Genomic DNA, 24,872 nt, shown 5'->3' on the forward strand with positions numbered 1-24,872 from the left:
CGCCGCAGTGGCTGAAACCGGTGTCGGTGGCATCGGTTCGACAGGGGGAATCTCAATGATCCGGTCAAGCCGCCTGTGTGACTGGCGGGGCGGAGGTGAACAGCGTCTTGTCACGCAGCATGGCCCAGAGCACGTCGACTTGACGGCGGGCGAGCGCGAGCAAGGCCTGGGTGTGCAGCAACCCCTCGGATGCGACAGCTCAAGTTCGTGGCTCCGTATCCCTCGCGACCAGCATCCCTTGGCCCGAAGAACACCCCGCCGACAGGTCGCTAACCAGAGATGACCGCAGTTCTTAATCAGCGGTCGGAGCGTCCCGGAGGACCGGGCGGCTTCGGTCCCCAACAGAGACCATCCCCGCGGTTACGGGGAGCAGTGCACGTACGGGCAGAGGGCCGAAAGTGCACGGGGATCATCCCCGCGGGTGCGGGGAGCAGTTCAAGGATCCCGGCACGGCGATCCGGGTGACGGGACCATCCCCGCGGGTGCAGGGAGCAGATGGTCATCGCCTACGGCGACCCGGACGTAGTAGGGCTATCCCCGCGGTTGCGGGGAAGAGCACGGAGGCGCCGGTGTGATGCCAGATGAAACCGGGACCATCCTCGCGGGTGCGGGGAGCAGCCCGAGGTTTGGGGCGACATAGCGCAGGCTCAGGGACCATCCCCGCGGGTGCGGGGAGCAGCTGGGGACGGTGACGATGTGCGCCGCACAGCCGGGGCCATCCCCGCAGGTGCGGGGAGCAGAACCACCTACACATCGTTCACACATTCGTCGCGGGACCATCCCCGCAGCTGCGGGGACCAGATCGCGGAGGGAATCGGCATCATAACCGCCGTGGCACGTTCCCCGCGGGTGCGGGGTGTCGGCGACGGCTGAATTGTGAGCCGCTGCCGACGGACGAAAAGTGACCCCCTGCGTCTTTCGATGTTGGTCATTCCCCGGCGTTCGCTGCGGGAACCCGTCCGAGGTCGCGGCCGCGCATGCGGTAGCTGTCGCCCTTGAGTGAGATGACTTCGGCATGGTGAACGAGGCGGTCGATCATGGCGGCTGCGACGGTGTCGTCGCCGAAGACCTCGCCCCATCGTCCGAAGGGTTTGTTGCTGGTCACGATCACCGAGGCCCGTTCGTAGCGGCCCGAGATGAACTGGAAGAACAGATTCGCGGCCTCGGGTTCGAAGGGGATGTAGCCGACCTCGTCCACGATGATCAGCGGGGTACGACCCAACCGCGTCAATTCATCGCTGAGCCTGCCCACTTGATGTGCTTCAGCCAGGCGGGCCACCCACTGAGCGGCGGTGGCAAAGGCCACCCGGTGGCCGGCCTGGCAGGCCCGGATGCCGAGCCCGGTGGCCAGGTGAGTCTTGCCGGTGCCAGGCGGCCCCAGGAAGATGACATTCTCCTTGCCGACGACGAAATCCAGCGTCCCCAGGTGGGCAATGACCTCGCGTTTCACAGACCGCTGGTGATCGAAGTCGAAGTCCTCCAGAGACTTGCGGGAAGGGAAGCGGGCTGCCCGGATACGTCCCTCGGCGCCATGCGAATCGCGGGCGGCGACCTCCCTCTGCAGGCAGGCAGCCAGATACTCCTCGTGGCTCCAGTCCTCGTCACGGGCCCGCTCGGCAAGCCGGATGGCCGCATCCCTCAGGGCCGGGGCCTTCAATGCCTTGGTCAGATAGACCAGTTCGGAGGAGACATCACGGCTGTTCACCGTCTGCTTGGCGGCCATCACGCGACTCCCTCGCCCCTGCTGAGGCCGCCGTCGATGACACCGAAGATCCGGTCATAGGTGTCCAGCGACCGCTCTTCGACTTCCGTGGTCATCGTCGGTGCCGCCTTCTTGCCGACGGCCGCCTTGCGGGCGGCAGCGGCAGCCGCCGCGTGATCGGGGTCGGTGATGGTCTGATGGCGGGCCCAGCTGCGGGCATGCCGGGCGACCTCGACGCCATCGCAGGTCACCAGGACCTGGTCCAGGTCCGCGGCAACCTCGATGCGGCGGCCGACGGCCAGCGGATGGACCGAGTAGTCGCAGGTGTCCAGGCGGACATAGTGATCCCGCGGCAGCCGCAGCGATGCCTTCCACCAGCCCGGCGGGGCGATCGGCGGCAGCGTGAGCATGCGGGAGCGGTCGGCCTCCAGCCGGTCCGACGGACGGGCCTGCAAGATGCGGTGGATACGCCGGTTGGCCCTGGTCAGCCAGTCGGCGAGCTGAATATTGAAGTCCGCCGGAGAGGTGAACACCCGCCCGGGCAGAAATGACGTCTCCAGATAGCCGTTGGCCCGCTCGACCAGCCCCTTGGCCTCTGGGTCGCGTGGCTTGCAGAGCAGGAACTTGATGCCCAGCAGTCCGGCGAACGCTGCGAATTCGTCGGTGAGTTGGGGGCCACCGGACCGCCATGAGCCGACGGCTCCCTCATTGTCCCAGACCAGCACCCGCGGGACGGCTCCCAGCTCGGTCAGCAGCCGCCAGTGCCCGGCGATCAGGTCGGCCGCTGACCTGGAGGGCAGCATCCGGGCGGTGATCCATCGCGAGTAGCCCGCGACCATGACCAGCACCGGCGGCCGCCCCACCTGGCCGAAGCCGAGCGGGATGTCGGCGGGCGGGAACCACAGGTCGCACTGGCCGATCTCGCCGGGCTCATAGACCGTCCGCGAGGCCGGATCCGCAGGCCGGTAGGCTGGCCGCAAGTCCCGAATACGGTCCTTGAGCACGGTCAGACCCCGGTCCCAGCCGATCCGCTCGGCGATCACCGTCGCCGGCATCTCGGGCCACTGCTCGAGTAGCTCACGGATCTGCGGCTCGACCACGTCCACGATCGAGCCCTTCGGCGCCCGCTGGTACTTCGGCGGCGCGTCGTCCGCGATGGCCCTGCGGACGGTGTTCCTCGAGATCCCCAGCTTCCTCGCGATTGCTCTCACCGGCATCTGCTCGGCCCGGTGAAGCCGACGGATCTCCGCCCAATCCTCCACGCTGATCACCACTCCTCCCGGCCTGACTCAACGAGCCAGACCACTGGAGGGGGTCAACTTTCAAGCGTCGCTACTGGTCCACTTTTCAGCCGTCGCCGACAGCGGGGAGCAGCCGATCCGGCTCAGGACCTGGAAGGGGGAATGGGGCCATCCCCGCGGGTGCGGAGAGCAGGCCCCGTCGAAGGTGCCCAGATGCAGGGGCCAGGGACCATCCCCGCGGGTGCGGGGAGCAGGCCGAGCGCCTGGTGCGCGAGCAGTGCCCGGAGGGACCATCCCCGCGGGTGAGGGGAGCAGGGACCTTTCCACCGGCCCAGATCAGGTTGCCGGGACCATCCCCGCGGGTGCGGGGAGCAGGGCTTGGGCATGTCCGGCAACAACTTCCGCGGGGGGACCATCCCCGCGGGTGCGGGGAGCAGGCCGAGCGCCTGGTGCGCGAGCAGGGCCCGGAGGGACCATCCCCGCGGGTGCGGGGAGCAGACGCTGCTGTCGGTGGCTGTGACGGCCGGCCCGGGACCATCCCCGCGGGTGCGGGGAGCAGTTGGAGGAGCGGCTGGACGTGGAGGGCTTCCGGGGACCATCCCCGCGGGTGCCGGGAGCAGGACAGTCACGGGCGGGTGCTCCGGTTCTGCGAGGGACCATCCCCGCGGGTGCGGGGAGCAGCCATTACGCTGACCTGCTCTCTTAGGCGTCAGGGGACCATCCCCGCGGGTGCGGGGAGCAGAACGTCGCATATCTCGCGCTGATCACCACGGTGGGACCATTCCCGCGGGTGCGGGGAGCAGCCGAACAACGTGGCTGCGCAGACCATGCAGCGGGGACCATCCCCGCGGGTGCGGGGAGCAGGCGCAGGCCACCAACGCGATCGGCATACGCGTGAGACCATCCCCGCGGGTGCGTGGAGCAGTACGGCAAGCACAAGGCCTGGGTCCGCTCGATGGGACCATCCCCGCGGGTGCGGGGAGCAGATCCAGACGTACGGTGCCCCACCTCCGATCGGGGGACCATCCCCGCGGGTGCGGGGAGCAGAGCTGGCTAACCATGAGGTCAGGGCTCCTGACGGGACCATCCCCGCGGGTGGGGGGAGCAGAACACCGATGCGGTGATGTGGATGTCCGGCACGGGACCATCCCCGCGGGTGCGGGGAGCAGGTGGCGTCGTACGAGGCGACCGAGCTGAAGTTGGGACCATCCCCGCGGGTGCGGAGAGCAGACGGTGCCGAGCGTGGCGACCGCGTTCTGCGGGGGACCATCCCCGTGGGTACGGGGAGCAGTCAGCGGTCTTCGCGACCTCGACGCAGGCCCCGGGACCATCCCCGCGGGTGCGGGGAGCAGCTACAGCGGCCAGTGCTCCGTCTGCGGCGGAGTGGGACCATCCCCGCGGGTGCGGGGAGCAGGGAGTCCACGGTGACGATCTCGTGCACCGACCTGGGACCATCCCCGCGGGTGCGGGGAGCAGTGGATCGTCTGCACCTGCGCCAGCGGCGTCTTGGGACCATCCCCGCGGGTGTGGGGAGCAGCGCCTGACGGCCCGGCATTGGGGCGGGGCGCCGGGACCATTCCCGCCAGTTCGGGGAGCAGATACGCGACCATCAAAACAACACGGTCCGGGCGGGACCATCCCCGCGGGTGCGGGGAGCAGGCTGCCGTGGTGGAAATGGCTTCCCCGAAAGAGGGACCATCCCCGCGGGTGGGGGGAGCAGGACGGCACCAACATCATCCTGCCGGGACCATTCCCGCGTGTGCGGGAGCAGGCCCGCCAGCACGCGGAACAGGCCTGGTACCTGGGACCATTCCCGCGGTGTGGGGAGCACATGCTGCAGTGCAGATGAGATCCCGCCGTGGAAGGGACCATCCCCGCGGGTGCGGGGGTCAGAGACCTTGTCCCAGTGCATGCTGCAAGTGCGTGCGGAGGACGAGCACTATTGGCGATGGTTTGTTCGGAGTTGGGGTGTGTGGTCTCCGGTTTCTGGTCCGTCCGTGCGCCGGTTGGGATCTTTGGCGATCAAGCTCAGGTGCTGTAAGGCGCCGGGAGCGAGTTGAGGGAGCAGCGGGATCGTGTGGGTCCATGCGTCGGATCTCAATAGGCTGTGCACGAGGCGCCGGGCCGTTGCCTCGGCAGGGGGGCTGCCGTCGCCGGTTGTCCGAGCGAGCGTCAGACAGGTCCGAATGATCCTGTCGCTCGCCCGGGTGTCCGTGGTCAGGGTTGCCGGGGCGGCCGCGAGGTATGCGGCGGCTGTGTAGAGCGTCGTCGCTCGCCCGTCTGGTGTTCGTGCCGCTTCGGCATGGCGCCAAAGGGCGGTGGTGTCACCGTCCATGGCGGAGAGCAGGGCGAGTTCTGCGCAGGGCTCTGCCCCTGGTTGGAGCGAGTGCTGCCATCTGTTGGTTATGCCTGCGACGATATGGCTGTCCTCCTCGGGGAGGCAGCCAAGCCGCTTCAGCAGGGTGAGAACGGCCATCGACGGTGCGTGCCATGGTGGGGGTGTGTCGGACAGGCGAAGTGAGGCGAGCCGGAACGCTTCGTGCAGTCGCGGGTCGGGTTGTCGGATGTCCGGGTAGGCGAGTAGGAGAGCTGCAAGTTCCGGAAGCGTTCGGAGAGGGCTTCCCGAATCGATCCGTCGTATCAGCGCCTCTGTGAGAGGTTCGGCGATACGTGCCGCTTCTTTGGGGCAGAGACGGGTGAGCCCGGCCGCGACGGCTGTGAGCGCCTGCCGCTTCTCCGCGGCGGTACGTCCCGCTGCGGTGGCCGACGCCGCAGGTGCGTCTCCGGCATGGGCGAGTGCTTGGGCTACGACGTTCGTCGGGCCGGGATCGGGGTTGCCGGCCGTAAGTTGCGCTGCCTCATGGGCGTAGCGGCCTCCCGCATCTGTGTGCCCGCCGAGAGAGCACCCGAGGGAGAGAGCTGCCAGGTGAAGCACACGATCCCGTCTGCCTGGCACGTATGCGGCGAGTGCTTCGGCTGTGCTGAACTCACCTGCAAAACCAAGAGCTTGAGACAGATCTAACGTCCAGTCTTGCGGGGCGGGCGGATGCGACGACGGGACTGGGGAGCGTTGCAGGGCAGTCTCCAACAGTTCCCGGCTGCGCAGGAGTTTGCCTGCGCCCAGTTGATCGTCCGCCTCGTGGAGCAGAAGTACGTGATCATGCTGTGGCCCGTCGCCGGGGGGACGCAGACCGGTGGATGGCCGATGCCTGTGCGCGCGCCGGGATACTGGTGCAGGCTGGCCCTGCCTCTTCGTGTCTCCTGGTTCCGTTTGTGTCTTCGTGTCCTTCCTTCGCGATGCCGCCAGTACTTTCCGCTGCGCGTCCTTCAGTATTCTCCGCTCTGCGTCCTTGTTTCTCCGGACTGCCTTCTTCTCTTCCTGGACGGTGGCCAGGTCAGCCTTGGCCTTCTGCGCTCTGCGTTCCTCACCGGCTACGGTGACTGACAGAGCACGTTCAGGGATGACATCGCCGAGTGCGCCGACGCGCAGCCTCTCGGGTAGGGACTTCAGCAGGTGGCTGATGTCGTTGAGGGCGTTCCTCGTGGGCAAGGTGTCGTCGACCGCCTGAGCGAGACGTGCCAGCGTTCCGGCCAGTTCGCGACCGAGGTAGGCCTGATCGTCTTCGGACAGCGCATCGGGGTCGGCCAGCGCTTCGGTCATCCGGGCCAGTGCGGCCCGTGTCTTTTCCTCAGCCACGCGTTGCCGCCTGGCAGGCAGCCTGGAAAGCGCCGACGCGGCGCGGGCCAGTACGTCGACTGCGTCCAGTCCATCCGAGGAGCCGAGCTCCTGGCAGATGGCCATGATGCGATCACCGGCGTCGCTGCCGAGCGAAGGTATCGCCCGCGCCAGTGCTCCCCAGAGGTCCACCGCGGCGGCACGGTCACGCGTGCCGCCCTCGCCCAGAGTCTCTGCTCGTTCACGCAATGCCGTCACGCCATCCGTGTCGCCGGCTGTGACCAGCAAGCCGGCTGCCTTGGCGAGTGTTTCGGTCCCGGCCCCCTTGTCGCGGATCACGGCCCGTAGCAAGTTTCGGGCAGCGCCCAGATCGTTTAGTGATACGAGTGTGCGGGCGGCTTCGAGGAGCCGCGTGTACGTCTCGGCGTCCTGATACGTGCCGGGGAAGCCCTGGTTGGTACGGGTGAGCCACTGGGCTGCCTCGAGTGCGACGGCGTCCGCGCCTTCCCGCTCCGCGTAGGTCATCTCCACCGCCACGTCCGCCAGGTGCACGGCCCGGGCGGCCATGGTCGGTGCGGAACGGGCCAGGCCGCGAGCGCGCTCCACTTCGCCCAGCCGGACGAGGAGGGCGGGGGCACCGGGAGGCACCTCGCGCGACTCACGGCGCAGGAGAGCCCGCGCGGCGATGAGCGGGACGAGCACCGCCAGGTTGCCGGGGGCGGAGTCTGAGGGGCTGATCTCTTCTTCGAATGCGTTCAGTTGTGCGAGGGCCGTTCCCGGGCCGACTGAGGAGGCGAGTCGGCGCAGCCGGGGCATGTCGAGAACGTACGCGGCACGTTCTGCGGCGCTGGTCAGCAGCCGGAGCTGATGTGTCAGGGGGTATGGGGGCGTCCCGGGGGGCCAGCCCGCCGTACGCCATCTCTGCGACCAGGCGAGGAGCGTACGGGTGTGCTGTGCGATCGCCTCGTCTCCCAAGTCCTCGCGAATTGCCTGGATGAGACCGGGCTCCGCGAGGGCGTAGGTCGGGGCTATCGGATCGTCGAGGATGAGGGAGCGCCCCGCTGGCCCCTGCACCAGGCGGTCGAGCCGGTCGGCCGGTTGCCCGGCCAACTCCGCCAGGTCCGCCGTGCGTAGGCCGCCGCCCGCCGCGGCGAGCAGTCCCGCGACCGTTTCACCCAGAGCGGTGGGGTTTGGCGGTGGCAGCCGGACCTGCGGTACTCCTTTGGCAGGTGCGAGAGCCCGCAGGTGTGTGCGTTGGCGCAGCGGATGCCGAGGAGGGAGGTCGTCGGGATAGCGCACGCCGCGCCTGAAAGAGACGATGACGCGCATACCGGGAGGTGGAACAGCGGGCAGGAGCGCGGCGATGCTTCCACGGACGACGCTTGGCAGGCTTCTGCCTCCGGCTGCCGATGCCTCGCCGCCGGCAGAGAGTCCCGACCAGGCCACGTCGTCGTCGAGACCGTCGACCACCAGCAACAGGTTGCGCCCGTGCCGCACGCTCTTCTCGGCGGCTGCGGCAAAGAGGTGCTTCCACTGCCGGACGCCGCCGGGTATGCACTGCTGGGCTGGACGGAGGAACGCCCCGATCTGATCAGCCATTTGTTTTTCGAATTCAGCGCGTGTGTCGGTGCCGTGCGCCGCAGAGACGAAGAAGTTCAAGACGTCGGTGTGGTGCGGCGGCCGCTGCACGTAGTCGGCGAGCAGGACGGTCTTGCCCACGGGAGCGTCGGCGTGCCAGCACAGGTACGACGGCGCCGTGGAACGGGAGTCCCTGACGAACGCGTTCATGGCCCTACGTTCGCCCTCCCGCCCGCGGACGTCATCCACAGCGGCTTCAATAGCGGGCCTGTGAGTGCGGACGAAACGGTGGTACGGGTCCTCCTCCCGGACCACGACGATCTGCCGGTGCCGCCTGCTGGTCCCTTCCTCCTGCGCGGCACGCAGGGCGACCTCCCACTCGGTATCCGAGTGGCCCGGGCGGCTGGCGGCCTGCTGCAGCTTCCGCACCACAGACCAGAAGTGGTCTGTTCTTTCGGCTGACGGGGCTGTTTCTCCCTTACGCCAGTCTCGCAGCGTGGAAGGAGGAAGCCCGAGCACCTGAGCTTGTGGCTGCCCCGCCGCCTTCCACAGGCACGTCAGCATGGAGCCCAACTTTTTGCGTTCGGTTCGCTCCGTATCGGTCACCGATCCCCCTCTCGGCTCGCAACGGCGGCGGAAAACTCTGTCGGCGTCGTCAAAAATATGCCGCCTGAGCTGCGGAAATCCCCGCAGGTTAGAAGACGCAACTGTCCGTTGTCTCGCGGTCTCGCGACTGTAGAGCCATCACCGCCCCAGCCGAATCCGGCGCCCGAGACAGAAGGATGGCCCGTGTCCGAGATTGCCCAACTGCTCTACTATGCCGCAGCTCTGAGCGGGTGTGCCGGCCTGCTGTACACGGGCGTCCTGTTCGTCGTCGCCCTTGTCTCCGTACTGGCCCCCACGCCGGAACGCCGCAAGGATGCGCGCACCACTCTTACCATCCTGGTGCGCCGGCGTCCGCGGTGAGTGGGATGCGACGGGGAGTCCTCGTGCGGCAAGGCCCACGCCTGGTCCCGGGCCTCAGGCCAAAGGCTCAAACGCCACGCCGTCGCTGGACTCAACTCGACAGCTTTAAGTGCAATGCCGCGTAGTTAGGGCGCGAGGTCGTGCGTCAACTTGATCACCGGCCGCGGTGCCACGCTGAACAGCATGGGAAACGGGACCCCTGCTATTGCAGGGAAGCCGTCCAAGGTCTTCCTGCTCAGCGAAGAGGTCCCGTTGTCCCAGCAGTCTGCCATCACGAGCTTCACGCGCACCATCACCGTGGCGGGGGGTGTCTTTGCCCCCGGTCACCTTGGTGAGTTGACGCAGTATCTGCCGTTTGAACTCGTCGATGATGTCCTCGCCCAGACGCGAACGATGCAGCATCGCCTGCGCCTGCTGCCCTCGCGTGTGGGGGTGTACTTCGTCCTGGCCCTGGGGATTTTCCCAGGTCTCGGCTATGAGCGCGTCTGGGACCGGCTTGTGTCCGGGCTCGGCGCCTTGCGTCTGGTCAGGCCGTCGGAAAAGGCCCTGCGTGATCTCCGGCGCAGGATCGGGGTGGCGCCGCTGAAGGCGCTGTTCGACGTGGTGGCTGGCCCGGTGGCGCGGCCCACGACCCCGGGGACGTGCTATCGGCGCTGGCGCACCGTCGCCTTCGACGGCTGCAGCTCCCTGCTGGCCCCGGACCGGCCCCGCATCCGTGCACTGCTGGGCAAACACCGCCGCGGGCGGAGCGGAGTCTTCGAGGGCTACCCGCACCTGCGGCTGATGGCGCTGTGCGAGACCGGAACGCGTGCCTTGATCGGCGCCGTGTTCGGCTCGACCCACCGCGGTGAGCCCTACTACGCCGACCAGCTGCTGCCTCTGCTGGACGACACGATGCTGCTGCTGGCCGACCGCGCCTTCACCGGCGACGACTTCCTCAACCGCGCCGCCGACACCGGCGCCCAGCTCCTGGTGCGGATGAACGCCCGCCGCCGCCCCGCCATCTGGGCCGTCCTGCCCGACGGATCCTTCCTGACCCGGATCAATAGCCAGACCTTCCGCTTCATTGACGTCGACATCACCGCCACCTGCGCCGACGGCACGCGCATCGGCGACACCTACCGGCTGCTGACCACACTGCTCGACCACCGAACCGACCCCGCCGACCACCTCGCCCACCTCTACCACGAACGCTGGGAAGTGGAGTCGGCGTTCCTGGCGCTGCGGCACACCCTGTTCACCGGACGCGTCCTGCGCTCCGCCGACCGCTGCGGCCTGGAACAAGAACTCTGGGCCCTGCTCACCGTCTACCAGGTCCTTCGCCGGGCCATGTGCGACGCCGTCGAGACCCGCCCCGGCACCGACCCCGACCGGGCCTGCTTCACCGCCGCCCTGCACAGCGCGACCGACCAGATCATCACCGCGACCGCCATCACAGGTCCCGCCCCCGACAACGGCGGCATCATGCAGGCCGTGCTGGACAACTTGCTGCCGTCCCGGCGCCCCAGGATCAGCGCCCGCAAGGTGAAATGCCCGATGTCACGCTACGGCGTCACCCCGAACGAACCCCGTCCCCTGCCCAGCAGGAACATTGCGCGCCTGGACATCACTGTCATCCCGCCCTCCGCGCACACCGCCGGCCCTGCAACCGCCCCGCACACCGCATCGGGCCGCCGCGAACAAGTCCTCCGACTCCTACGAACCAACCCCGCCCGCGACTTCAGTCCCCGGGAGATCGCCGACGCCCTCCAGATCGACCACGTCCACAGCCTCAGCGCGCAACTGGGGCAGTGGGTCCCCCAGGGCTTCCTCAACAAGACCGGCCGAGGGCGCTACACACTGCACCCCCAATGGCTCGCCCCCACGTCCTCACCAGCAGAAACAGCACAGTTGACACTCGGCCTCACGGCTTAACTACGCGGCATTGGCTTTAAGTGCACCGTCTTGAAATCTCGCAAGATCTACTTGTTGAAACTCGCCCGCCATACGGGCGCGTTGAGATACAAAAGCATCCGTGCGGGCTTCTGCTGTTGGCCGTATCGGCGCCCCCGTTCTGCAACCGCAGGGCTGGAGGCCCCGATACGGAGGATGTTCATGGGCAGAGCTGCACACGAATGGCTGGGGCGCCATGGATGGGAGCTAGTGCTCATCGTGGCTGCCGCGGTGGTCGGCGACGTAGTCGATCACCTTTGGTAGATGGCCGTTCTTGGCGCAAGTAAGGCGCCAAGAACGGCCTGCCCCGGCAGCGAGTGGTTCTCGTTCCGTGTGCGCGGGACGGGAACCACTCCGTGGCCTTGCCGGTCTGCCGGTGCGGCCGTGCCGAGACTGCCGATCCTTCGGCAATCTCCCACTGTAAGTGCCCGATCCGTCCGGCTCCAGGTCAACAGTCAGGGGCTTCTTCGAAGGAGAGTCGAGCGCAAAACCAAGGGAGCGTTCCCGCAGACAGCGGGAGTGGCCCGTCGACGGCATCAAGGGCTCCGCCTGAGTTCTTCCCCGCTTGTGCGGGGGCTGTTCCTTCCCCTGGCGACAAGGGGATCCCGATCTGCAGAACGGCCACGGCGACGATCACCGTCCTCGGCTTGTTCGCCGTTCGACGGAATCGGCGCCGTGTCCACTGTCCATGAGCGAAAGAGGGTGGCCAGGAATTGTCCGAAGCTTCCCCGCCCGGGCCAGCCAAGCAGCGTCTCAGCTGGGACCCACGTCGTAAGCCCTGCATACCCGCCGTAACCATCGACGGCGCTACCGCCCATCACTCCCTGTGTGCGCTTCTTGCCGGGGCCGATGAACTGGCCGCCCTCGACTGCGCGTCACCGGGTGAGAACGTCGCCGTCATCGAACACCTGCTGGCCGTCTGCTTCGCCTCCGGTACCTGTCCCTCTTCGGACGAGGAATGGCGTGCCTGGGTGGTCGGCAAGCGGGACCTCGCGTCGGCGGCCGCATGGCTGGCCCGCCAATCGGACGACTCCTGGGACCTGTTTCACCCCACGGCGCCCCTGGTGCAAAACTCCCGGCTGGCGGAGGATCTCGACGAGAGTGGCACGGGAACGGCCCAGCTGGTCATCGAACACGCAGGGGACTACAACCAGCACTTCGACCATCATCACCTTGAGCTCGACAACCCGCTCCCGGCGGCAGACGCCTTCCGTGCCACGCTCACGCAACACGTGTACGGCCCCTATGGGCGGGCTCGCATGTCCGGGAAGCGGCTCGGCGCCAAGGTGACCAATCTCGCAGCGGGCCGGCTCACGGGAAGGATCCGCGTCGTCGCCCTGGGACAGACGCTCGGCGAGACACTGCGCCTGAACCTCTACCCGCCAGACGGCCCGGGGGATTGGCTCAACACGTCCTGGACCACCGGCGTCATCGAGCGCCGTACGTTCACCGAGAAGGCGAAGCCCAGAGTGCCGCGGAGTTCCGCGGACCTTCACAGCGCCCTAGGGCGGTCTGTGCTTTTACGCGCGGACTACGGACCGCAAGGGCAGATCGTCGTCGACAGGGTCCTGATCGGCGCCGGCGAGATCCTGGAACTTGACCCGGACCGGCACCTCCAGGACGCCGTGTTCAGCAAGACGACGAACGGCCTGAAGAAGCCGTTGTGGCCGTCCCCCAGCAGGGCGCTGTGGCAGGAAGCCCACGCTCTCTACAGCGCCGTCAGGGACGACCGAATCGGTCTGTACGCGCGGCTTCGTTCCCTGCCCTACGAGCGGACGGGGACAGGCGCCCCATACCAGTTGTGGGCAGTGGGGTTGCTGGCGAACAAGACCCTGCCTGTCGCTTGGACGCACGGCGCGTACCCCTACGCCCCGGGCATGGCTGCCCACCTCTACCGAGCCTCCCGTCGGGGCTCCGACATCGCCGAATACATCGCAAAGAGCTTGAAGAACTCAGCCATCCTGGCCGCGGAGACGGCCTTTCCAGCCATGCGCGGTGCGGACGAGGCGGGCCAGGTGGCACGGCTCGATGCCCGGTGGGCCTTCTGGCCCGCAGCAGAGGACCCCTTCCACGAGCTACTGGACGAAGTGGTCGACAGAGGGCCGCAGGACGACGACCCGGTCTCGGAGCCCCTCGTTGCCTATGCACTGGGCTTGATGACGACAGCTCGCACCCAGATGCTTCAGCGCCTCGACACCCTGCCCCCGAACGATCGCAACCACCGCGCGCGGGCCCGCGCCATGTGGCGCTTCGACGAGGACATGTCCAACGACTGGGCCCCAGCCGAACTGCGAGGGGAGATCGCGCGTGACTGAGCACAGCCTGTCCGCCGGAACAGACCAGGAGCACCTTCGGGTCCCGCACGACAGCGCGGCCCTCACCGCCTGGCTCACCACTCTCGTCCGCAACCGCGAGTACGGGACCCTCGCCGAACTGCGCCGGGCCAGAGGCGGCACCAACGCCCACATCCGCGCAGGCTGGTACGGCGGCGACGACCACCGCGACCTGTTCGAGCGGATGGCCTTCCTATTCGCCATCTACCACCAAGGGCGCTCCACGCCCTCATACGGCCACTGCAGCCTTGGCGCCGCGGCCCGCCGTATCGGAGACGGGACTGGACGCGGGCCCGACAACCCCGGAGCCGAGCGCCTCCTGAACCGTGTCGCCGCCAGCCGGCGCATCCCCTGGCGCCATCTCCAGCATGCGGTCACCCGCCTGCGAGCCTGCGAACAGCCGCCGCCATCCTGGACCGGACTGACCGAGGACCTCATCAACTGGAACGACCGCAAGGCGCGCATCGCCTACTGGTGGTCGGTCGAGTTCCACACCCCGCCGGCGCGAGGCCGGGAAACACATAACGAACCGACGAAGCGGAAGGACACTACCTCGTGATCGAGGCACCTCGGAGCCAGTTCCTCTCCCTGCACCTCATCGAGACCCTCGCGGCGGTCCTCCCGGTGCGTGACGAGAACGCACAGCCCAAGGCCCTTGTATTCGGGGGCGTGGAACGCCACATGATCACCAGCCAGGCCCGCCGACGTGCCGAGCGGGTCCACGCTCGCAACCGTGCCAACGCGGGTCGCGGGGCGCTCAAGGGACGGAGCATGGGCGTCCGCACCCGGGAATGGGCGATCCTGGCCGGACGTGAACTCGAGTCCGCCCACGGTTGGGAGAAGGAGAGGGCCCTGGCCACGGCCCGTGCGGTGATGGAGGCGAGCGGACTTAAATTCGGCGACCCGAAGAAGAAGACTGTGGCCAACCTGACGAGGGTGCTCGTCTTCGCGCCGTCCGATGCCGCAGTGAGGATCGCGGGCCACATCGCAGATCGGGCGTCGGAGGTCGAAGAGTGGCGCGAAGCGTACCTCGAAGCTCAGGCCAGCGCGGAGGCGGCGAAGAAGGCACGTCGTGGAGCCAGGAAGAAGGCCGCATCATCGCCCGAGGCGGAAGAGCCGGAGGGGACGTCCACGGGGGAAGCTGTCGTGTCCGTCCCCCTACCGCCGCTGCCCAAAGCCACGCGCGACGCCGTTCTGCTCGCCCTCGCTCCCCGCGACGCCGTGGACATCGCTCTCTACGGCCGTTTTCTGGCCGAGATCCCCGACTCTCCGAACGTCGACGGTGCCGTCCAGACCGGGCATGCCTTCACCGTGCACGAAGCTGAGCAGATCGAGGACTTCTATGCGGCGGCCGACGATGCGAAGCTGGATCGCAAGCGCAACGCCCTCAACTTCCTCGACTCCGCCGACGACGCGGGCGCCGGCATGACCGGCTACCAATCGCTGATCTCCGGCACCTTCTACCGGCACGCCGTCCTCGACCGCACGCAACTGCGCATCAATCTGCGGGCCGCCGGAATGGACGAACAGGAGGCCGAGACGGCCGCGTCCGACGCCGAGAAGGAGTTCGTGAACGCCTTCGTGGAGGCCTTCCCGGAGGCCAAGAAGAACTCCACCGCATCCACCGGGTCGCTGCCCGCGCTCGTTCTCGCGTTCGAGGGGGAACGCCCCTACAACTACGCCTCCGCCTTCCAGCGGCCGGTGGACGAAAGCCCTGTATCGGCCGGTGGGGAAGGACCGGCAGGACCCGCCGCCGTTCGCAGACTGCTGCGCCACCACACCTTCGTCAGCCGCCGCCGCGATGACCTGTGCACCACGCGGGTACTCACGTACGACCCCGAAATCGACAAACTCCTGGGGGAACTGGAATTGCCGGAGTCGATGTCACTGACCGTGGTGGAGCGAACCGAGGACCTCACCTCGTGAACGACCCACACGTTCTGCTCGTCCGGCTGGCCGGTCCCCTGCAGTCCTGGGGCCTCACCGGCCGGTTCGCGCGCCGCGACACACACACCCGTCCCACGAAGTCCGGCGTGATCGGCTTGTGCGCCGCAGCTCTCGGCCTCGCCCGAGAGGAGCCCCTTGGGGAACTCGCCGAGGTCCTCTTCGGGGTCCGCGCCGACCGGCCCGGCACGCCGCTTCGCGACTACCACACAGTCGGCGGAGGCACCTACCCCCTGCGCCCTCGAGACCTCCTCACCGACCACCAGCGTGCCGAGAAGGCCGCGACGGCCCCGGCGCTGAAAGATTCAGAGCCCGGCCCGTTCGGCCGCAGGGAGCTGGAAGCCTGGTACGGCTCCCCGAAGTACGTCACCGCGGATCCGACATCGGGGGCCCTCATCTCCGGAGAGGTCCGTCGCCACGCTCTGATCACCGAGCGCTGGTATCTCGCCGACGCGGCCTTCCTCGTCGGCCTGGAGCACCCCGATGCAGCACTCTTGGAACGGATCGCTCACGCCTTGGAGCACCCCAAGCGGTTGCTCTGGCTCGGTCGTAAGGCATGTCCGCCCTCGGGTGACCTTGCCCTCGGAATCGTTCCAGGCACCCTCAGGGAAGCGTTCGAGACGCATGCCCTGCTCCCCGAGGACCTTTGCTACGAAGGTGAGCCGCCGGCTCCCGTAACAGAGGTACGTCCATGGGCCTGGATCGAGAGTCCGCGCCCGCTCCCCGGCATCGGCCCCCTGTCGGACCAGCCTGTGCGATTCGGCGCAGACGGAGGCGTCCACAGCATCCGTTGGGAGACCCGTTGCCGCATCACCATCGCCTCGCACGCCCGCGGATGGGACATCATCCTGTGAACACGACAGCCGCCACGTCGCATGCGCCTTCAGGCCCGGGTGGTACCGCCAGGTTCGTCGCCACACAGAGTTTGCTTACTCTGGACGCCCGGCATCCTTTTGCCGCCAAATCACTCATCGACGCACAGGACATGCACCGGACCGTCATGAGCGGCTTCCTCGGCTGGGTGGACAATGGCAGCCCTGACGCCCGCTCCCAGATGGGCATCCTGTCGACCTGGACAGTCGATCTCCGGCAGGCACGGCTCAACCTGGTGGTCCAGTCGTCGATTCCGGCCGACTGGAGCGGGGTGCCCCGGGGCGCCTTGGCCGAGGCGCCGGAGACCCTCACCGTCGACCGCACTTTCCGCAACGGTGACCGTGTCGACTTCCGTACGGTCGTCAATCCGGTCCGCAGCCTTCCGGCCGCGCCGGGCTCACCGCCGAAAACCCGCGGCGTCCGAGTCCCCCACACCCGACCCGAGCACGTGAGGACGTGGTTCTCGCACCGCCTGCAACCGTCCGGAGAACCCGCGGTCGCGCCTAACGGTGTCAACCGCATCGGCGCTGACGCGGACACCGAGCGGCTCGCTCTGCGCATGCTCCCGCGAGTCTCCAGCCCGGCACCACATAAGGGTCTGCGCATCGCTCGTGCGGAGATCAAAGGCACCCTCACGGTGACCGACCCGAAAGCGTTCGTCACCGCCCTCACCCAGGGCATCGGCCACGCGCGTGCCTATAGCTGCGGGCTGATACTCGTGCGCTGAACGGGGGCTCACCGTGCTCACCGTGACCCGCAGGATGTTCCCGACACCCGCAGGATGGACCGTGCGAGCTGCTGGTGCCTCCCGGACCCGCGCGGATGGTCCCGGCGCCGACCGCTCAAGAACGACGGACTGCTTCCCGCGTCCGCAGGGATGGTCCCCAACCGGGTTCGAGTCCCTTGAGGAGCTGGTCTGCCCCCCGCGCCCGCGGGGATGGTCCCGTCATCCAGCGCAAGGCCGGCACGGTCTCCTACTGCTCCCCGCGCCCGCGGGGATGGTCCCGCGACGGCAGCGGCCAGCACGGCGGTGCCGTACTGCTCCCCAAGCCCGCGGGGATGGTCCCGGCGCGTGCGTCGAGGTCGCGAAGACCGCCGACTGCTCCCCGCGCCCGCGGGGATGGTCCCTTCGCCATCAGCGCGTCGAAGCCGGGGCTGGCCTGCTCCCTGCGCCCGCGGGGATGGTCCCATGAACGCCACGGCGCCCAACGCCGGGTCTTTCTGCTCCCCGCGCGCGGGGATGGTCCCAGGTTGATGACGGTGAGCACCGGAAGAGGGTCCTGCTCCCCGCGTCCGCGGGGATGGTCCCTACCGGGCCCGTCTCGTCACAGACGGGCCCGACTGCTCCCCGCGCCTGCGGGGATGGACCCGAGCGCTCCGCACGCTCAACCATTGCGCAAGCGCCCATGTGCATACGCATCCGAAGCTCTGCCACTGGTCCGGGGTGTGGTGTTGTGCTGGAGCGGGTTTCCTGATCGGTTGTGCATTGTCGTTGGGGTGGGCGTATGGGCCAGGGGGGTCGGGGTGCGGTTAGAGCTGCAGGTCGATTTGGGTGCGGGGGAGTTGCGTTCGCTGCAGGGCTGGTTGCGTGCGGATCCCGAGGTGCGCCGGTCTGCTGAGATGGGGGTGCGGGGTGGTGTGCCGGGGCCGGGGGATATGGGCACGGTCCTGGACATGCTTGAGCTGGTGACGGGCAATGGGTGGAGCGCGGCGTCGTTCGTGTTGGCGGTCGCGTCGTGGCGGCAGAGCCGGCCACGGCGGCCCCGGGTGGAGATCCGCCGCGGTCAGACGGTCATCGTCCTTGGAGAGGGCTCCGAGGAGGAGATCGCGCGGGCGGTTCGGGCGCTCGAGGCCGTCAGCGGCGGCGAGGGTGGGGGCGGGGATCGGTGAGTGTGCTGCCCGATCCGGGGGCCTCGAGGGCTGTGCTGGTGGGCACGGGCCGGTATGAGCATCTTGAGCAGCTGCCGGCTGTCTCCAACAACGTGCATGCTTTGTCCGGTCTGCTGCGGGGGCCGTTGTCGCTGCGCCTGCCTGAGGGGCATGTGACGGTCGTGGAGGACCCTGCCGAGGCGCGCACGGTAGTGAGCGTGGTACGGCAGGAGGCCGCCGAGGCCACCGACACGCTGATCGTCTACTTCGCCGGCCACGGACTGGTCGACGGGCAGGATCAGCTGTGTCTGGCGTTGCCGCACACTGAGTTCGGCCGCATCGAGACGGCGCTTCCGTATGACTGGGTGCGTGAGGTTCTCCTGCTGGATTCCAAGGCCGAGCGTCACGTGGTGATCTTGGACTGCTGTTACAGCGGCCTGGCCTTGGGGAGAATGAGCGCCGGGACGGGACTTGCCGACCAGGCGGCGGTGGAGGGCAGCTTCCTCCTCGCCGCCGCTGCGGAGACCCGCACGGCTCTGGCGCCGGTGGGGGACACGTACACGGCTTTCACCGGGGCCCTCCTGGAGGCCCTGCGCCAGGGCATACCCGGCGGTCCTGCACTGCTCGATCTGGGCTTCCTCTACCACCACCTGCGCCGGACGATGAAAGCACGGGGGCATCCGGAGCCGCAGGCACGGGACCGCAACAGCGGTGCCCAGCTCGCCCTCGCACGCAATCATGCTGATCTCCCGGCGGTACCAGTGACTGCCGTGGCCGGTGCGCCCGTCGGGGAGCGTCCGTGGCCGGATCCGGCCACGATCCGTACCGTCACGGGGTTTTTCACCGCCCTCGGGCAGGTGCGTGTGGTCAGCGGACTGACTCAGCAGGCGGTGAGCGAGCGCTCGGGGGGAGGTATTTCTGCTGGCAGCGTCCGCCGTCTACTCAACCGTACGGACCTTCCGGCCACGTGGAAGACGACGGCGCTCTATCTTTCGGCTTGTGGTGTCCCCGCAGAGCAGATCGAGCTGTGGCGACATGTCTGGCAGCAGCTGGGCACGGCAGAGGCGTCGCCCGGCACGGGGACTCCGGCACCCGCCGACACCGTCTCCGAGGAAAGCAGGCGGCAGCGGCTTTTCTCGGTCTTCCGCCGCAGACAGGATCAGTGACCGGGTTCGACAGAGGCCGACACGCTGGACGGCTGTGGCTTCGGTGTCGTGTCCGGGTGGTCAGATCCGCCTGGGAACAGGGTGTTCCATGCGGCGATGACCACGATGACGCCGGCGAGGACCAGGCCCGTTGATGGCTTCTTCCACCGGCTGGACACTGTCGTCGGCTTCACATAGTGGGCCGCCCGGTAGTACCCCTTGCGGGGTTTCGCCTTCGTCTTTGCTTTCGCCACAGCTACATGCCCCCGTCCGGTGCGACTGCCTACCGGGCAGAGTTTTGCAGCGATCGGGCAGTGCCGGTTCCTGAACAGTTCAGTACGGCTGATTTCGCACTGTTGCGGGAATGGTGCGACATCTGCAGTCAGACGGTCAGACGGTCAGACGGTCAGACGGTCAGACGGTCAGACGGCCAGACGGCCAGACGGTCGGTGTGAGGCGGTGGTGGCGCTTCGGCGAGGTAGTCACGGCGGACGACATCCAGCGATGTCTTGGTGATGCGTTCGATGCGGTCGCAGATGGCGGCTTGGTGGCGGATGAGCCGAGTGAGACTCCGGCTGGCGGTGCGCCTGTGGTGGTAGGGACACGGCGGGGGGAGGATGCAGCGTTTGTGATGCGGTGAGGTCGAGGGCGTCGACTCCACTGCGCCATCACTGGGCATTTTCTTCGGGCACCGGTACCGGCCCTGCACAGGCGGCTGCTCACATCGCCGGGTTCTACCAGGAGAGATCTCCATTGCCGGGAGGGGTGGCGGAGCCGTCCGGTTCGATGCCGTGGGGCCACAGCCGCACCCACAGCGGCTCGACGCGGTGGTGGAAGGCCAAGGCCTCTCCTCGATCAAGTGCTTCACGGGCAGTGCGCTTTGCCCCGTCGATGTCGTGCGCTTCATATTGGAAACGAGCGATGTTGGCGAGAGCTTCGGGGTGCCTGTACGTTGCAGCGGCTTCCCAGAGGTCTGCGGCGTTCTCTTTGTCACCGGCCGCTTCGCGAAGCACCGCCAAGTCGGCCAGCGTGCCGGTGAGCCCGTACTCGGCGGCCGCTCGTGCGTAGTGGGCTGCCTCGTCGTGCAGGGCTGCCTGTTCGCGCATCATGGCCAGCTCGCTCAGGCAGGAGGGAGCGCCGTTGACTGCCGCGTAGTGAGCCAGGTCGGATGCCTCAACGGGAAGACCGGTCGCTTCGTGTTTCAGTGCGATCTTGGCGAGCGCGTCCGGTTGGCAGCATGCGCCGGCTTGCAGAGCCAGGTCCGCCGCCTGCTCATAGTCGCAGGCCTCGGCAGCGTTGAAAGCGAGGTCGGCCAGTGCCCTGCAGGTGAGGTGGTCGGCTGGCCAGTCGGCGTCATTGTCGATCCAACTGTATTCGGACGGCTGTTCTTCGACGCCGATCATCGGCTCGGGGCAGGGAAGTTGGTCGGCGATTTCCTCCAGAAGGCGGGCGTAACGCAGCCGCCACCGCGCTGCGGCTGCCGATGCCAGCGCGCTGACATCGGCGGGTCGTGGCAGGTGCTCCAGTGCCGCTTCCCAGAACGAGGTCGGTGGGCACAGATGGCTGCGCGTCCGGCGGCCATACTGCTCCATGTAGTCGGCCAGCCGGAAGCAGCGGTCCTCGTGATTCCTTCTCGTGAAGCGGCGTATGCGCTCCAGCAGAGCCGCATCGCCATGGACGCACCGTGTGGTGTACGCGAGAGCGTCTTCGAACCAGTCGTCGTCCAGAGTGCGGAGCACCGACGGAGACAGATAGTCGGTGGCAGCCTTCTGGAGGAACGCTGCCGGAAGCGCCGTGCCGCACCCCAGACGGCGCGCGTCCATGGCCACATCGAGGACAGCCCGGGCGCCCGGGCCAGCATTCCTGTCCCGAGCGAGCAAGGCCGGGACACCAGCCAGGAATTGAGTGATGCGACGGTCAGCCGCCCCTTCAAGGGCCTGCGCAAGACGTTCGTCCGAACTCGCGGCGCTACGTACCGCGACAAGCTCCAGTTCGGTAAAGGCGTCCGGCACGTGTATCTGCCGGCCAGTCAGCAAGTGCCGGCTTTGCGCATGCGGATCGTGTTCGTGCTTGGCCGGCAGAGAAGTCAGCTGGTCCCAGTGCACGGGCCACAGGGTGCCGACCACCAAGATCGGTGCCCGGCGGATATCCGCGAGAATGGTCTTCACGGCCGCCGCGATCCGTTCCCCGGCCTGAGGCGCGCACAGATAGTGCTGTGCCTCGTTCAGCCAGACAACTGTCTTGGGCCCTGCGGCGGTCAGTCCAGCAAGAGCCGCCTCGGCTCGAGTGGGATCGAAAGGGTGCCACAGACGCCAGCCGTCGGCTGCCAGAACCTGGATGGCTTCCCAGCACGCGCGAGTCTTGCCCGTGGAAGACTCGCCCACCAGAACGCACAGCTGGCTCTGGCCGGCCTGCGCGGCAGCCACGACACGCTGCAGATGGGTGTCGTGCTCTCGAGCTACGTAGACCGGTAACTCAGCGCTCTCGGCTGCGACATGAATCGCATGATGTACTTCCAGGTCGAGTGGGCGACACTCGCTGACGGGGCGGGTGGAGAGCGTTTCCTGCTTCGTGTCCCCGCCCGGTTGGCCGGGAGGGAGAACATAGACATGCATGAGACTGTTGTGATCGCCAGCGATGACTGCCCCGACGTCTCCGCCTGCGGCGACCGAGTCCTTGCTCGCCTGCACCCGGCTGCTCGGCACTTGAAGTGCGTCACCTGCGCTGTCCGGCGCGCCGTGTTCCCGGCGACCCCACACCGGCATCACGTGCGGTTCCCGTCGCCGGTAATGACCTCACCGATGTCCCCCGCGGCAGCGGTGCTTCCGGCTCCCGAAGCGTGCACGCCACCGCTGGTGGGAGGATTGGGGCGTTGCGCCACAGGGTGTGCCGCCCGGTTACGGTGGCCGACGATGACACGTCCGACATGCCCGCCCGAGGCCACAGCACCGCCTTGAGCCTTGACCAAGACACCACCCGAGCTGGCAAGCGCCCATACAGAGACCATCAGCCCAACGAGTCCGCCGATCGCCCCTATGACACTGCCGAGTCGGTCCGCGGTCGCCAGATCCATAAAGACAGCGATCGCTGCCAAGCACAGGGCTGCCGCCCCGCACGCAACCGCGCACGCCATGAGCGCGTATCTCCGCCATTCCCGCATAGGGCTATCAAACCTCTGTTTGAGACGGGATGTACGCGAAATGCTCATACATCGTGTGCCGCATGCCGGGAGTCGGACAGCCCCGAAGCGCCTTGTCCCACCGTGCAGGATCCACCCGACTGGCTACGCCTGCGCGATGGCGTCCAGGAGCACCTAGCCGATCCCCGCAGCCGGGTTCACACACGCCCACAATCCACCAGATCGGCCACCTGAAGCTCTTAAGCGGCCGCCAGCCGATGCAGAAACCAACACGTCGTCCCACCCCGCCACCGACGACCCGGAGCACCCCGCAGCGCCCGTTCTGCCCACGCACGAGTTATCCGGCACAGACAGGACCGGCATCAGAACCCCGACCCCGACCACTGGGCCGGGCCGCCGCACAGGCCGCACCGTACCTGTCATGAGCCGGGAGCCCGATACGCCATCGCAACTACTTGCCGCGGAGTTCGTCGATCCGTTGCTGCTCCCAGTAGTCCAGGATCATGTCGAGGCGCTTCACGGACGGTTCGATGCGGTTGAGGGTTCGGTCGAGATTGATGAAGGGAACCATCAGACCGGTGAGCGATGACGTCTTGGACTTCAATCCCTTCGCCTGTTTCATCCAGGACGTCAGGTGCTTGGCCACGTTGCTCAGGCTGGTCAGCATGCGGGCCATATCGTCATCCGGGAGGGAGGGGCCCGCTTCTCCGGAGCTATTGATTCCCAACAATTGCTGCGCGGTAGCTACGGCCGTGATGACGGCTTGCACGCGCTTCATTGCGTGACTGTGAAACCGGCGGGCCATCGCTTTGACATCGACGTCGACGCCTTCTGTGAGCCGGCCCCGAAGCTGCTGTGGCGTCACGATGGGAGCCGGGTCTGACGACGCCATCGTCCACGCGATCGGTTTGTGCCGGCCGACAAGTTCGTCGGCCAGAACCCTGTAGGCGAGTACAAGATCTGAGATCAGATCCGGCTCCAGAGTGTCCCGGTGGTATGCCGCGTTGCGGTACTGGTGCAGCCGGTCGAGTACTTCGCGTTCCTGGGCTGTCAGCACGCCCCTCTGCATCAGAAACTTGGTCTTTTCATGCAGGGCAGCGTCCATGGCCTGACGGCGGTCCGGTCCCACGTGCTCATCGACCAGTCGACTCAGCTCCTCTTTGAGCTCCCCGCCACCGTCACGGAACTCGCGCATTTCTTCAATGACGCTGTCAGCGATCTGAAACGCCAGCTGTGCGTTGACCTCACGGCCGATGACCACCTCCACCAGGTGGTCGAGGAGGATGAGAGCCAGGCGGTCGTGTGCCTGATCGCCCGCCTCGGAGCATCGCCGGATCTCGGTTATCTCGACCGCGAGCCAGTTCCACTGCTCGGCCTGCTGCATGGACCCGCGGTCCCAGTCGAAAGCGAACGGTTGCATAAGAGGCATGACACTAGCCTTTCACCGTCTGACTGGCAGACCACCAGCGGCGCCTGGACGAAATCGATGAGACCGTCACCTCGCGCTGTGCTGGCGAGGCGGCATCACCCGGCGGCCCCGGGCGGAGCGGGTGGGCGTGCCTCGGGAATCGGAGCGCCATCCCTTGTCGCTGTTGGCGAGGCCGCCGCGCTCGCGCCGCGAGCGGGGCCGACGTGCGGAGAGGTAACACCGCGGCGAGGGCCCGAAGTTTGTCGGTGGTGAGCTTCGGGCTGCCGGAGGACATCCCGCCTGACGGGACGGGCAGCAAAGATCTGGTGCCGCTCGGCGGGAAGCCTCTGGGATCCCGCTTTCCATAACTCGTACGCGGGGTTTCATGGTGAGCGGGATCAGATCGGCTGTTCCCAACCGCTGCCATCGACACATCACTTGGAGCAGCGTCCTTCTGATCCTCAACCCCATCAGCACGGAGCTGTAGATGCTGAAGCACAAGGAAAACCACCGTCGTGAAAGGAGGCCTAGCGCCCCAATGGGTTTCCGGCTTCGCGCGGTATCCCGCAGCGCATGAAACGAAAGGAACTCAAAAATGGAACCTAGTCTGAGTTCACGGTCCAAGCATCCACGCTCAGTGGGTAGATGGTGGAGATCACTCCATTTTCACCTGCGCAAACAGGACCGAAGGCATGGAAACAATGTCTGCCACCACTTCGTGCAGGGCGTCGCCTATAAGCTTGGCAGCGGCACCGTCACACTGCTGACCCTGTGGTGGGAGATGCGGCACTGACGCAGCGCGGGCCCGTAGGGCTGCGGGCCCGCGCCGCAATACCATCGGCTACGCCTCAGCAGGGCCTCCGTGCTCGGGGATGTCGCCAGGGCATCGGGGAACGCGTCCCGGAATGGCAGGATGGATTGATGGGAATTCAAGGACAACTTGACTCCATCGCTTCTCTCAATCTCACCGCTAATATTCAGAGAAACATTCGAAATGAGCAAACAAGGGAAATCAGAAAGAGCTGTGATGATGCGTCAGATTCGGAATTGAGGCGGCGAGCTGGCT

Annotated in this window: 14 protein-coding genes, 1 pseudogene and 1 CRISPR repeat array; of the genes and pseudogenes, 9 read left to right on the plus strand and 6 right to left on the minus strand. The window is 67.4% G+C overall.

The genetic code is table 11. The features are described from left to right. Positions 1–64: 64 nt before the first annotated feature. From ACSHXN_RS45865 to ACSHXN_RS45880, 4 genes and pseudogenes are all read right to left on the minus strand, one after another. Positions 65–190: pseudogene (locus ACSHXN_RS45865) on the minus strand (IS110 family transposase); the annotation flags it as partial. 738 nt (positions 191–928) lie between these two features. Further along, entirely contained in the window at positions 929–1,723 is a 795-nt protein-coding gene (istB, locus tag ACSHXN_RS45870; RefSeq protein WP_355140599.1) for an IS21-like element helper ATPase IstB, read from the minus strand. Further along, on the minus strand, positions 1,723–2,973 hold the full coding sequence (gene istA, locus ACSHXN_RS45875; RefSeq protein WP_355140598.1) for an IS21 family transposase: 1,251 nt from the start codon (positions 2,971–2,973) through the stop codon (positions 1,723–1,725). Before istA ends, istB begins: the two co-directional genes overlap by 1 nt. A gap of 134 nt (positions 2,974–3,107) precedes the next feature. Continuing rightward, a CRISPR array of direct repeats spans positions 3,108–4,663; the repeat unit is 29 nt; unit sequence GGGACCATCCCCGCGGGTGCGGGGAGCAG. 219 nt (positions 4,664–4,882) lie between these two features. Beyond that, on the minus strand, positions 4,883–8,407 hold the full coding sequence (locus tag ACSHXN_RS45880) for a hypothetical protein (RefSeq protein WP_438306868.1): 3,525 nt from the start codon (positions 8,405–8,407) through the stop codon (positions 4,883–4,885). Positions 8,408–8,986: 579 nt separating this feature from the next. Here ACSHXN_RS45880 and ACSHXN_RS45885 point away from each other — a divergent pair. The 9 genes from ACSHXN_RS45885 to ACSHXN_RS45925 all read left to right on the plus strand — a co-directional run bounded on the left by ACSHXN_RS45885 (position 8,987) and on the right by ACSHXN_RS45925 (position 19,280). Next, positions 8,987–9,163 carry a hypothetical protein gene (locus ACSHXN_RS45885; RefSeq protein ID WP_345553942.1) on the plus strand — a complete coding sequence of 59 codons (177 nt, stop codon included), beginning with the start codon at positions 8,987–8,989 and terminating at the stop codon, positions 9,161–9,163. 252 nt (positions 9,164–9,415) lie between these two features. Next, on the plus strand, positions 9,416–11,077 hold the full coding sequence (locus ACSHXN_RS45890; protein WP_438306901.1) for an IS4 family transposase: 1,662 nt from the start codon (positions 9,416–9,418) through the stop codon (positions 11,075–11,077). Positions 11,078–11,808: 731 nt separating this feature from the next. Continuing rightward, complete coding sequence (locus ACSHXN_RS45895) at positions 11,809–13,410, plus strand: type I-E CRISPR-associated protein Cse1/CasA (RefSeq protein WP_438306869.1); 1,602 nt, start codon at positions 11,809–11,811, stop codon at positions 13,408–13,410. Beyond that, complete coding sequence (gene casB, locus ACSHXN_RS45900; RefSeq protein ID WP_438306870.1) at positions 13,403–13,987, plus strand: type I-E CRISPR-associated protein Cse2/CasB; 585 nt, start codon at positions 13,403–13,405, stop codon at positions 13,985–13,987. The genes ACSHXN_RS45895 and casB overlap by 8 nt, the downstream gene beginning before the upstream one ends. Beyond that, positions 13,984–15,354 (plus strand): type I-E CRISPR-associated protein Cas7/Cse4/CasC, encoded by a 1,371-nt coding sequence (locus ACSHXN_RS45905; RefSeq protein WP_438306871.1) that lies wholly within the window; start codon positions 13,984–13,986, stop codon positions 15,352–15,354. The genes casB and ACSHXN_RS45905 overlap by 4 nt, the downstream gene beginning before the upstream one ends. Further along, complete coding sequence (cas5e, locus tag ACSHXN_RS45910) at positions 15,351–16,226, plus strand: type I-E CRISPR-associated protein Cas5/CasD (RefSeq protein WP_438306872.1); 876 nt, start codon at positions 15,351–15,353, stop codon at positions 16,224–16,226. Before ACSHXN_RS45905 ends, cas5e begins: the two co-directional genes overlap by 4 nt. Then, positions 16,208–16,972 (plus strand): type I-E CRISPR-associated protein Cas6/Cse3/CasE, encoded by a 765-nt coding sequence (cas6e, locus tag ACSHXN_RS45915; protein ID WP_438306902.1) that lies wholly within the window; start codon positions 16,208–16,210, stop codon positions 16,970–16,972. Before cas5e ends, cas6e begins: the two co-directional genes overlap by 19 nt. Positions 16,973–17,607: 635 nt before the next feature. Beyond that, positions 17,608–18,135: an effector-associated constant component EACC1 gene (locus ACSHXN_RS45920; protein WP_438306873.1), complete on the plus strand. Its 528-nt coding sequence runs from the start codon at positions 17,608–17,610 to the stop codon at positions 18,133–18,135. After that, entirely contained in the window at positions 18,132–19,280 is a 1,149-nt protein-coding gene (locus ACSHXN_RS45925; protein ID WP_438306874.1) for a caspase family protein, read from the plus strand. Before ACSHXN_RS45920 ends, ACSHXN_RS45925 begins: the two co-directional genes overlap by 4 nt. Before the next feature lie 713 nt (positions 19,281–19,993). On the opposite strand, the gene ACSHXN_RS45930 is transcribed toward ACSHXN_RS45925, so the two are convergent. Together ACSHXN_RS45930 and ACSHXN_RS45935 are read right to left on the minus strand one after the other, a co-directional pair. Further along, on the minus strand, positions 19,994–22,027 hold the full coding sequence (locus ACSHXN_RS45930) for a hypothetical protein (RefSeq protein ID WP_438306875.1): 2,034 nt from the start codon (positions 22,025–22,027) through the stop codon (positions 19,994–19,996). Positions 22,028–22,849: 822 nt separating this feature from the next. Continuing rightward, positions 22,850–23,782: a hypothetical protein gene (locus ACSHXN_RS45935; protein ID WP_438306876.1), complete on the minus strand. Its 933-nt coding sequence runs from the start codon at positions 23,780–23,782 to the stop codon at positions 22,850–22,852. Positions 23,783–24,872: the final 1,090 nt, after the last annotated feature.

The organism is Streptomyces sp. HUAS TT11, assembly GCF_051553595.1.
Lineage (GTDB): Bacteria > Actinomycetota > Actinomycetes > Streptomycetales > Streptomycetaceae > Streptomyces.